This window comes from Kaarinaea lacus, from assembly GCF_975902315.1.
Genome location: NZ_CDLKIE010000427.1, coordinates 1 through 8,850, shown reverse-complemented (window position 1 = coordinate 8,850; position 8,850 = coordinate 1). Strand labels below are relative to the sequence as shown.

Annotated in this window: 10 protein-coding genes; all 10 read left to right on the top strand. The window is 48.1% G+C overall.

Annotated elements, in window-relative coordinates:
• Nucleotides 1-483: FMN-binding protein (locus tag ACWVCM_RS13480; RefSeq protein ID WP_455202280.1), on the top strand; the 483-nt coding region annotated here is incomplete at its 5' end.
• On the top strand, nt 480-1,151 hold the full coding sequence (gene rsxE, locus ACWVCM_RS13475) for an electron transport complex subunit RsxE (protein WP_455202279.1): 672 nt from the start codon (nt 480-482) through the stop codon (nt 1,149-1,151). The genes ACWVCM_RS13480 and rsxE, both read left to right, overlap by 4 nt.
• Nucleotides 1,144-1,728 carry an electron transport complex protein RnfA gene (locus tag ACWVCM_RS13470; RefSeq protein ID WP_455202278.1) on the top strand — a complete coding sequence of 195 codons (585 nt, stop codon included), beginning with the start codon at nt 1,144-1,146 and terminating at the stop codon, nt 1,726-1,728. Before rsxE ends, ACWVCM_RS13470 begins: the two co-directional genes overlap by 8 nt.
• Before the next feature lie 148 nt (nt 1,729-1,876).
• The gene (locus tag ACWVCM_RS13465; protein WP_455202277.1) at nt 1,877-2,737 is read left to right on the top strand and encodes an FAD-binding oxidoreductase; all 861 of its coding nucleotides are present in this window, start codon (nt 1,877-1,879) and stop codon (nt 2,735-2,737) included.
• Nucleotides 2,738-2,772: 35 nt separating this feature from the next.
• Entirely contained in the window at nt 2,773-3,012 is a 240-nt protein-coding gene (locus tag ACWVCM_RS13460; protein WP_455202276.1) for a CDGSH iron-sulfur domain-containing protein, read from the top strand.
• Between the two features lie 224 nt (nt 3,013-3,236).
• Nucleotides 3,237-4,370, top strand: coding sequence for a Glu/Leu/Phe/Val family dehydrogenase (locus ACWVCM_RS13455; protein ID WP_455202275.1), 1,134 nt, complete (start codon nt 3,237-3,239; stop codon nt 4,368-4,370).
• Between the two features lie 253 nt (nt 4,371-4,623).
• Nucleotides 4,624-5,571, top strand: coding sequence for a 2-oxoacid:acceptor oxidoreductase family protein (locus ACWVCM_RS13450; RefSeq protein ID WP_455202274.1), 948 nt, complete (start codon nt 4,624-4,626; stop codon nt 5,569-5,571).
• Nucleotides 5,568-6,812 carry a hypothetical protein gene (locus tag ACWVCM_RS13445; protein WP_455202273.1) on the top strand — a complete coding sequence of 415 codons (1,245 nt, stop codon included), beginning with the start codon at nt 5,568-5,570 and terminating at the stop codon, nt 6,810-6,812. Before ACWVCM_RS13450 ends, ACWVCM_RS13445 begins: the two co-directional genes overlap by 4 nt.
• Nucleotides 6,813-6,823: 11 nt before the next feature.
• A complete protein-coding gene (locus ACWVCM_RS13440) occupies nt 6,824-7,762 on the top strand; it encodes a thiamine pyrophosphate-dependent enzyme (RefSeq protein ID WP_455202272.1) in 939 nt (312 codons plus the stop codon).
• A gap of 3 nt (nt 7,763-7,765) precedes the next feature.
• On the top strand, nt 7,766-8,850 hold a 1,085-nt coding region (locus tag ACWVCM_RS13435), incomplete at its 3' end, for an AMP-binding protein (RefSeq protein ID WP_455202271.1).

Below are 8,850 nucleotides of genomic sequence, written 5' to 3'. Positions count from 1 at the left end.
TTTCAGCGTTACCAGCTACAAACCGACGGTAAATTCATTCAGGTCAATGAAGACATAGAAGACAACGTGGTCTATGCCATGTATGACGGTGATAAAAATCTACTCGGTACTATATTACCAGCCAACGCCATGGGCTATCAGGACATCATTGAAATGCTCTATGGATATCAGCCTGACAAGCAAATTATTAGCGGCTATCAAATTCTTTCCAGCCGGGAAACACCGGGCCTGGGCACCAAGATTGAAACCGATAAAACATTTCAGAAAAATTTTGTTGCGCTGGATGCCAGGGTAAATGCAAGCGTGAACGGACTGGAAAATCCTGTTGAAGTGGTTAAACCCGGTAAAAAATCTCAACCATGGCAAATCGACACCATTACCGGTGCAACCATTTCCTCCAGGGCAGTCGGTAAAATGGTAGCCGATAGTGCATCGCAATGGATTCCCAAAATACAACAACAATTAAAGGATTTTCAGCAATGAGCCAGGACACTCCTCACTGTGGTATCACACCTGAACGATCAGGGGGAGATGCCCAGGATACCAACGAGTTTATTAAAGGCTTGTGGTTACAGAACCCGGTGTTTGCCCAGGCTTTAGGCATGTGCCCGGTGTTAGCGGTAACAAACTCTGCACAAAATGGCCTGGCCATGGGACTGGCCACGATGTTCGTAATGATCATGTCCAATGTGCTGGTATCGAGTTTACGCGCATTTATTCCACGCCAGGTGCGAATTGCCTGTTACATACTAATCATTGCGACCTTTGTTACCGTCGTGGATTACCTCATACAGGCAATAGACCTGGAGTTGCATAAAGCCCTGGGTGCTTTTATTTCCTTGATCGTAGTGAACTGCTTAATCCTGAGCCGCGCCGAAGCGTTTGCCTGTAAGAATACCGTGAGCAAATCATTTTCAGATGCCGCTGGCATGGGCACCGGATTTACCATTGCATTACTGATGCTGGGAGGCGTTCGGGAAATCCTGGGCAATGGTTCCCTGTTCGGCTTCCAGCTCTTTGCCGATAGCTTTGAAAAATGGATCATCATGATATTACCCGGCGGCGGTTTCTTTGTGCTGGGGCTGTGGGTACTGGTGTTCAACTGGATTCAACGCCGGCAGGAAGAAAAGGAGCAATCCGGTAATGGTTGACGATTCCCTTTGGTCAATATTTATTAACGCCAGCCTGATCAATAACTTTGTACTGGCTTATTTCCTGGGTATCTGCCCTTTCCTGGGGGTATCCGCTAAACTCAGCTCTGCCACGCGTATGGGCGGCGCAGTCACCATTGTCATGGTGATCAGTTCCATGTGCGCCTATGGTTTGCACACTTTATTGATTGTTATCAATGCGCCTTATCTTCAATTAATTTCTTATATAGTAGTTATCGCTTCCACGGTGCAAATCGTGGAAATGGTGATCAAAAAGGCAAGTCCGGCGCTGTTTCGTACCCTGGGCATATTTCTACCTTTGATCACTACGAATTGCGCAATCCTGGGTTTGGCGTTGTTTCAGACCAACAAAGGTTATGACTTTGTGCAATGCCTGTTTTATGCCCTGGGAGCGGGTGCGGGTTTTACCCTGGCACTGGTATTGATGGCGGGATTGCGGGAAAAACTGGACCTGGTCACGGTACCAGACCTGGCAAAAGGTACTGCAATTACCATAATGATTGCAGGCATACTTTCACTCACATTTATGGGATTCGCTGGATTAGGGAGTCACTAATGTTATCAACGACAGCTATTATTGTACTGTGTATCGCACTGGCATTAACCATATGGTTTGAGATGCAAGATCTGTTTAAGAAACACTAATATAACACGAGTGCGTTTCTATGCTTCGCCACCATCTGTAAATACATAGGTGATTAACTATGCGTATAGACGATTATGATATCAGCAAACACTTTGATGCCACGGTTGCATCGACACGCCCAATAACGTCTGACGATGCCATGGACGAAGTCAGGGAATTAATTCTGGAGATTGACAACAAAAACTTTGACTATCATGTAGGTCAGTCTATAGGTGTATTGGTACCCGGCCCTCACGATTTCGGTCATGAATACCATGTGCGACTTTATACAGTCGCTGATATTCCCAAACCGGACCCGGGACATGACAGGGAAATCACCATTGTTGTCAAACGCTGCAAATATATTGACGAATACAGTGGCGAAGAATACAAGGGTGTCGCATCCAACTATCTATGTGATTTAAATAAAGGTGACCATGTTCGAATCAGTGGCCCTTACGGCATACCCTTTGAGGTACCCGACGACAAACACGCCAACTTATTAATGATTAGCCTGGGAACCGGCATCGCACCGTTCCGGGCTTTTATAAAACATATTTACAAAAATGTCGGCGGCTGGATTGGAAAGGTACGACTATTTTATGGTGCGCATTCTGGTTTGGATTTGCTTTATATGAATGATGAGATCGATGATTTTACCCAGTACTACGATGAAGAAACTTTTAAAGCATTTCAGGCAATTAATCCAAGACCCCACTGGCATGAACATATAATCATGGACCAGGTTCTTGAAGAACATGAAGATGAAGTATGGGAAATGATTTGCGCCCACAACACTTATGTATATATAGCAGGATTATCCAACGTGAACGTAATGCTGGATAAAGCCTTTAGCAAAATGGCCGGGTCTCCGGAAAAGTGGCATCGCCGGCGCAAGGAGCTGGTCGCTGGAGGCCGCTGGACCGAGTTACTTTACTAGGCAAATTTCTAGCAATAAACCGGGAGGAAAATATTATGGCTGAACCCGAAAGCCCTCAAAAAGCGCCTTATGCTGTCGATGTCACCGAAGGAGAAACTTATTACTGGTGCGCCTGCGGTCGAAGTAAAAAGCAGCCATTTTGTGATGGTTCACATAAAGGCAGCGACTTTACACCTGTCGCTTTCACTGCAAACAAGTCGGAAAAAGTCTATTTCTGTGGCTGTAAAAAAACCGCCAACGCACCCTTATGTGACGGAACACATAACTCTTTATAGTGATATTTACCGAATAGAGACCAGCCTGATACCTTCATTATTCAGGCTAGTTTTTCACCTCCTTTAAAGCTGACTGATTTTAGTCAAGTTTAGATCTATCAGTCTTTACGTGGTGACAGTGACCTTGATCCTGGTCAATAGCTGTCAGCGTGCCGTCATATAACCTTAAATTAAACTCAAGATTTTGTACGGCTTGTTAAGAACACAAGCGAAAAGGACAAATTATGAAAGATGTATTCGAGTACACCGACGAGCTGGGTCCGTCAAAAATAATTCATGTCTATGAACCTTCGGTCAGTATGAAAGCCATTCTGGTCGTTGACAATGTTGCCAAGGGACCATCTATTGGTGGTATTCGTATGGCCGAAGATGTGAGCACTGAAGAGTGTGTACGCCTGGCGCGCGCGATGACCTTTAAAAATGCCGCGGCCGGTTTACCTCACGGCGGTGGCAAAATTGTCGTCTATGGTGATCCTAAAATGCCTAAGAAACATAAACAGCAAGTTTTGCGTGCCATGGCTTCTTCATTACGCAATGAAGAAGATTATATTTTTGCCCCGGACATGGGCACCGATGAAGAATGCATGGCCTGGATCAAGGATGAAGTAGGTCGCGTGGTTGGTTTGCCCAGGGAAGTGGGCGGAATACCGCTGGACGAAATAGGCGCCACCGGATGGGGGCTCAGCCACGTCACCGATGTCGCACTGGAGTTTTGTGATTTTAATATCGAAGGTGCCCGAGTTGTCATCCAGGGATTCGGTGCAGTCGGTAAACACACCGCCCTGTATTTGCGGGAAAAGGGAGCCATGCTGGTCGCAACTGCCGATACCCAGGGTGCGGTTTATAATGCTGATGGTCTGGACATTGATGCGCTGGTTGAACTAAAACAGCAAGGTAAATCCGTCACTGAATATAGTGGCGGTAAAACACTGGAGGGTGATGCGTTAATAGACATTGCCTGCGATATCTGGATCCCTGCAGCACGACCCGATGTAATTCATGATGACAACGTGGGCAGACTTAATGCGAAGTTAGTGGTGGAAGGCGCTAACATACCCATTACTCATAGCGCTGAAAAAACCTTGCATGAAAAAGGCATTCTTGTCGTGCCGGATTTTATTGCCAATGCGGGTGGCGTCATATGTGCAGCCATGGAATACCAGGGTTCTAACAAAACCGCGGCCTTTGAAACTATCGAAGAAAAGGTACGCCGCAACACACAAATGGTTCTGGACAGGATGAAAGACGAAGGTGTATTACCACGCCAGGCTGCCATGGAACTGGCTACGGAGCGGGTAAAGAAAGCGATGAGTTTCAGGCGCTTTTCTCTGTTTTCAACGGCGCCAGGATTTATATAGTTTATCGCTATTCCACAACCCAGTCCCTGAGATGGCTATACAAAGGCGCTCATTTTAAAAGGGATGTGGGAAAACTTAAGGGTAATTGATAATTCATACTTGGTCGAAATGTTAAAGTCAAACGAAAATCCCCCTCAATCCCCCTTTGAAAAAGGGGGAGGTTTAAAGAAGCACTTATTCGACGCTTTGCTCCAGGGGCAAAAGAAACCTGCAGAAACGTTGTTGTAGTTAAACACAACTCATAGGTGCACTTATGTTTCGTATCCGTTTTCATGGTCGTGGTGGTCAAGGCATGAAAACCGCCAGTCGTATCCTGGGAACCGCGTTTTTCCTGGAAGGGTACGAAGTGCAGGATGCGCCGCGCTATGGCGCGGAACGTCGTGGCGCACCACTCTTTGCCTACGTGCGAGCAGACAACCAAACAATCAATGAGCGCGGCGTCATCAACCACCCCGACCTCGTGGTAGTGGCTGATGACAGCCTGGTGCCTGTACCTGCAGCGGGCGTGCTTCAGGGAATAAGTGACCATACGATAATCCTCATCAACAGCCATGACGATCATGAAACGTGGCAACATCGGCTAAACATAAAAAGCCCTATCGTCATTTTACCCGAAACCGAAGAAGTGGAAGATCGCGCTGAACTACGCTATATCGGCGCCACTACCGCTGGTGCCGCAGCCAGCCTGGTCGGCGTCATCTCCAGAGACAAACTTGGCCAGGCCATACAGGATGAGTTGGGACACCTGGGCAAGGCGGTTGTCGATAAAAATATCTCCAATGCTTTTGCTGCGTACGAGCACATACAAAAACATACAGTAGAGAAAGTTGCCGAAGGCGAAGCAATATCAGCACAGGACTATGTTAAACCACAATGGATTGATTTCCCCTTTGAAGACGCCAGAGTATCAGCGCCTACGATTCATACCAGCCTTACCAGCGTTGAAGTTAATACCGGATTATGGCGCACCATGCGGCCTATTATCGATTATGACTTATGTAAAGGTTGCTGGTGGGTATGCAGTACGTTCTGCCCTGATGGCGCGATCAATGTTAAAAACAACCTCCCCGATATCGATTATGACCACTGCAAGGGATGCCTGGTGTGCGTTGCACAATGCCCGCCCCACGCCATTGCAGCGATCCCGGAAACACAGGCCATAGAACAGGAAAAAGAAAATCAACCAGGAGTATCATCATGAGCCGCCTGCTTCTTACCGGCAATGGTGCAGCAGCATGGGGAGCACGCTTATCCAACGTGGATTATATCCCGGCGTTTCCCATTACGCCGCAAACGGAAATCATTGAGACCATCGCCGCATGGATTGACAGTAATGAAATTGCCAGCCGTATGGTTACACTCGAATCAGAGCATTCCATGATTACCGCAGCCGGTGCAGCTTCTGCGACGGGTGTACGCGTGTTCACTGCAACTTCAAGCCAGGGATTACTCTATGGCATGGAAATGATGTACAACGTGGCAGGTTGGCGAACACCGTTTGTCATGGTGAACGTATCACGCGGACTCTCCGCGCCGATCACCCTCGAACCTGATCACAACGATGTACTGGCCGCTCGCGATAGTGGCTTCCTGCAACTTCATTGCGCGACCTGCCAGGAAGTACTGGACAGCACCCTGATTGCTTATCGTATGGCCGAACATGAGCGGGTCCGCTTACCGGTTATCGTCAACCAGGATGGTTTTTATCTCTCCTTTACCCGTGAACCGGTAGAAATTCCAGATATTAAAATCGCCAGTGAATTTGTTGGCGAATTTAACCCGGAAAACATGCGCTTTCGTGCCTCGTCGCCATCCAGCCAGGCGGTCGCCGTTTTAGGCGGTGGTCCGTATTCCTATTTTCGTTACGAAACGCATCTGGCTGCCATGGAAGCTTTACCGGTGTACGAAGAAATCACCCAGGAATTTAAGGAGCGCTTTGGCCGTCATTATACTGCGCTGGAAACTTATCAAACAGACGATGCCGAATATGCCTTTGTCATGATGGATTGCTTTGCCACCAAGGCCAGGGATGCTGTCGACCGCTTACGTGATAACGGTATGAAGATCGGATTAGTACGACCGCGCTTGCTACGCCCCTTCCCGGAGCAACAAATACAGAACGCATTAGCCGGTAAAAAAGCCGTTGCCGTGATCGACCAGAACCTTTCTATGGGTAAAGGCGGGGTATTACATACTGAAGTCGCCTCTGCTTTATATAGTCAGAGTGGCACACCAATACTGGCCAGTTTCATTGGTGGATTGGGGGGGCGTGACATTAGCGCCGAAGAGTTTTATGAAATCGCCGTGACACTGCAAGATGCAGCAAAGCGAAACAAAACACCCGAGCCACGTCTGCTGTATACCAAAGAGGAGTTGCGTGGAATGCGTAAATTGCAGGCCATTGCCCATGTCGAGCGAGAAGAACTTAACTCAAGCGAATAAACAAGCCTGATATGAATGAGAAACTGATCAAACGCATGAAGGAACTTCCCTCCACCCATTTACTGGGTACGGGTACTCCCATGTGCGCCGGTTGTGGTGGACTGGAAGCTTTACATGAAATCTATGACATTCTGGGTGAAAAAACCGTATTTACCAATGCGGCAGGTTGCATGACACTACTGTCGGTTTATCCTTTTACGCCGTTTCGTGGTTCCTGGTTGTATACCGCCATGGCATCCGCGCCTGCCGGCGCACAAGGTATACGCGATGCGCTGGATATCCTGTTAGCGAAAAAACGCATTGCACCGGAAGATGATTTACAGGTGATCACATTAACCGGCGATGGCTCTGCGTACGGCATGGGTTTATCAGCCACTTCCGGCACCATCGACCGTAACCTGGATTACCTGTATATATGTTACGACAACGAAGGCTACGGCAATACCGGACAGCAATATTCGGAAGCAACCCCCCACGCAGCAAGAACTTCCACCAGCAAAGGCTCACACGGTTTTCCGGGATTTAAAAAAGACCTGTTTTCAATCTGGGTTGCCAACAGGCCGGCTTATGTTGCCACAGTCATTGGCGCCGAACCGCTGGATCTGGCCAAAAAAATTCAGAAAGTGAAAAACATGAAAGGTCCGAGAATGATCATCGCACTAGCTCCCTGCCCTACTGGCTGGGACTTTGACCCACAGTTTGCAGCAGAGATAGGCAAACTGGCGGTCGATACCGGGGTATGGCCATTAAAAGAATACGTCGACGGACGAGTGACTCATACTAAAATTCCTCACCAACGCAAACCGGTGGAAGAATATTTAAAAACACAGGGGCGATTCAAGCACCTGTTTCAGCCACAACGTGATGACACAATGATTAACGAAATTCAGGCAAGAGTGGATAGCTATTGGGATAGTGTACTGGAAGAAACCAGTAAAGAGACGAGCTAAACTATGAAAAGCTACTTCCATCGTGGCGGCGATGAACCACTGTTAGGTACAACGATACCGGAACACTTCGCCAGCATTGTTGCGCAATTCCCAAACCGGGAGGCAGTGGTCTCCCTGCCACAGGAAGAACGTTTAAGCTATCGACAATTCAGCGACAGCGTCGACGAACTGGCACGGGGCTTACTGGGAATCGGATTTAAAAAAGGCGACCGCATCGGCATCTGGTCGACCAACAATATCGAATGGTTATTGCTGCAAATGGCGACGGCCCGCATCGGCGCCATCCTGGTCAACATCAACCCCGCTTACCGTCCGCGGGAACTCGCTTACGCACTACAACGCTCAGAGGTTGAAGGCTTATTTGTTATTCCTTCGTTTCGCAGCAGCGACTATATATCCATGCTGGTAGAGTTAATACCGGAACTCAAGGAGTCACTGCCCAGCGAACTGCAGAGTAAAGCGTTCCCTGCCTTGCGTCGCGTGGTAGTTTTTGAACCTTCTTATATAGAACATACCTTGCGGCCTTATTCCGGTTTTACTTTGTGGAAAGAAGTCATCGAGTTTGCACCAGCAGTTTCCATGGAACAACTCAATGCGGTGACTGATTCACTGGACCGTGATGAGGCCATCAACATTCAATACACTTCTGGCACTACCGGCTTTCCCAAAGCCGTCGTGCTTAGCCATCTGAATATTTTAAACAACGCCTATTTTACCGCCCACACCATGCACTTTACCGAAGTGGATCGGCTATGCATTTCGGTACCGTTTTATCATTGCTTCGGCATGGTGCTGGCCAACCTGTTATGTTTTTCCGTTGGTGCCTGCGCGGTTATTCCCTGTGAGCACTTTGATCCTGAGCGGGTACTAAAAGCAGTGGACCGTGAAAAGTGTACCGCCATACATGGTGTACCTACCATGTTTATCTCGGAGCTGGAACACCCACGGTTTAAGGAATTTGATCTCAGCAGTTTACGCACCGGCATCATGGCAGGAGCCCCTTGCCCACCTCCGTTAATGCGGAAAGTCATCGAAGAAATGCATTGCCGTGAAATTCTTATTGGTTATGGCGAAACAGAAGCTTCACC

Excerpts from the sequence above, each read along its gene's own strand:
- ACWVCM_RS13445 (WP_455202273.1), top strand. The coding sequence starts at position 5,568 with ATGAGCCGCCTGCTTCTTACCGGCAATGGTGCAGCAGCATGGGGAGCA.
- ACWVCM_RS13470 (WP_455202278.1), top strand. The coding sequence starts at position 1,144 with ATGGTTGACGATTCCCTTTGGTCAATATTTATTAACGCCAGCCTGATC.
- ACWVCM_RS13460 (WP_455202276.1), top strand. The coding sequence starts at position 2,773 with ATGGCTGAACCCGAAAGCCCTCAAAAAGCGCCTTATGCTGTCGATGTC.
- ACWVCM_RS13440 (WP_455202272.1), top strand. The coding sequence starts at position 6,824 with ATGAATGAGAAACTGATCAAACGCATGAAGGAACTTCCCTCCACCCAT.
- ACWVCM_RS13455 (WP_455202275.1), top strand. The coding sequence starts at position 3,237 with ATGAAAGATGTATTCGAGTACACCGACGAGCTGGGTCCGTCAAAAATA.
- ACWVCM_RS13465 (WP_455202277.1), top strand. The coding sequence starts at position 1,877 with ATGCGTATAGACGATTATGATATCAGCAAACACTTTGATGCCACGGTT.
- rsxE (WP_455202279.1), top strand. The coding sequence starts at position 480 with ATGAGCCAGGACACTCCTCACTGTGGTATCACACCTGAACGATCAGGG.
- ACWVCM_RS13450 (WP_455202274.1), top strand. The coding sequence starts at position 4,624 with ATGTTTCGTATCCGTTTTCATGGTCGTGGTGGTCAAGGCATGAAAACC.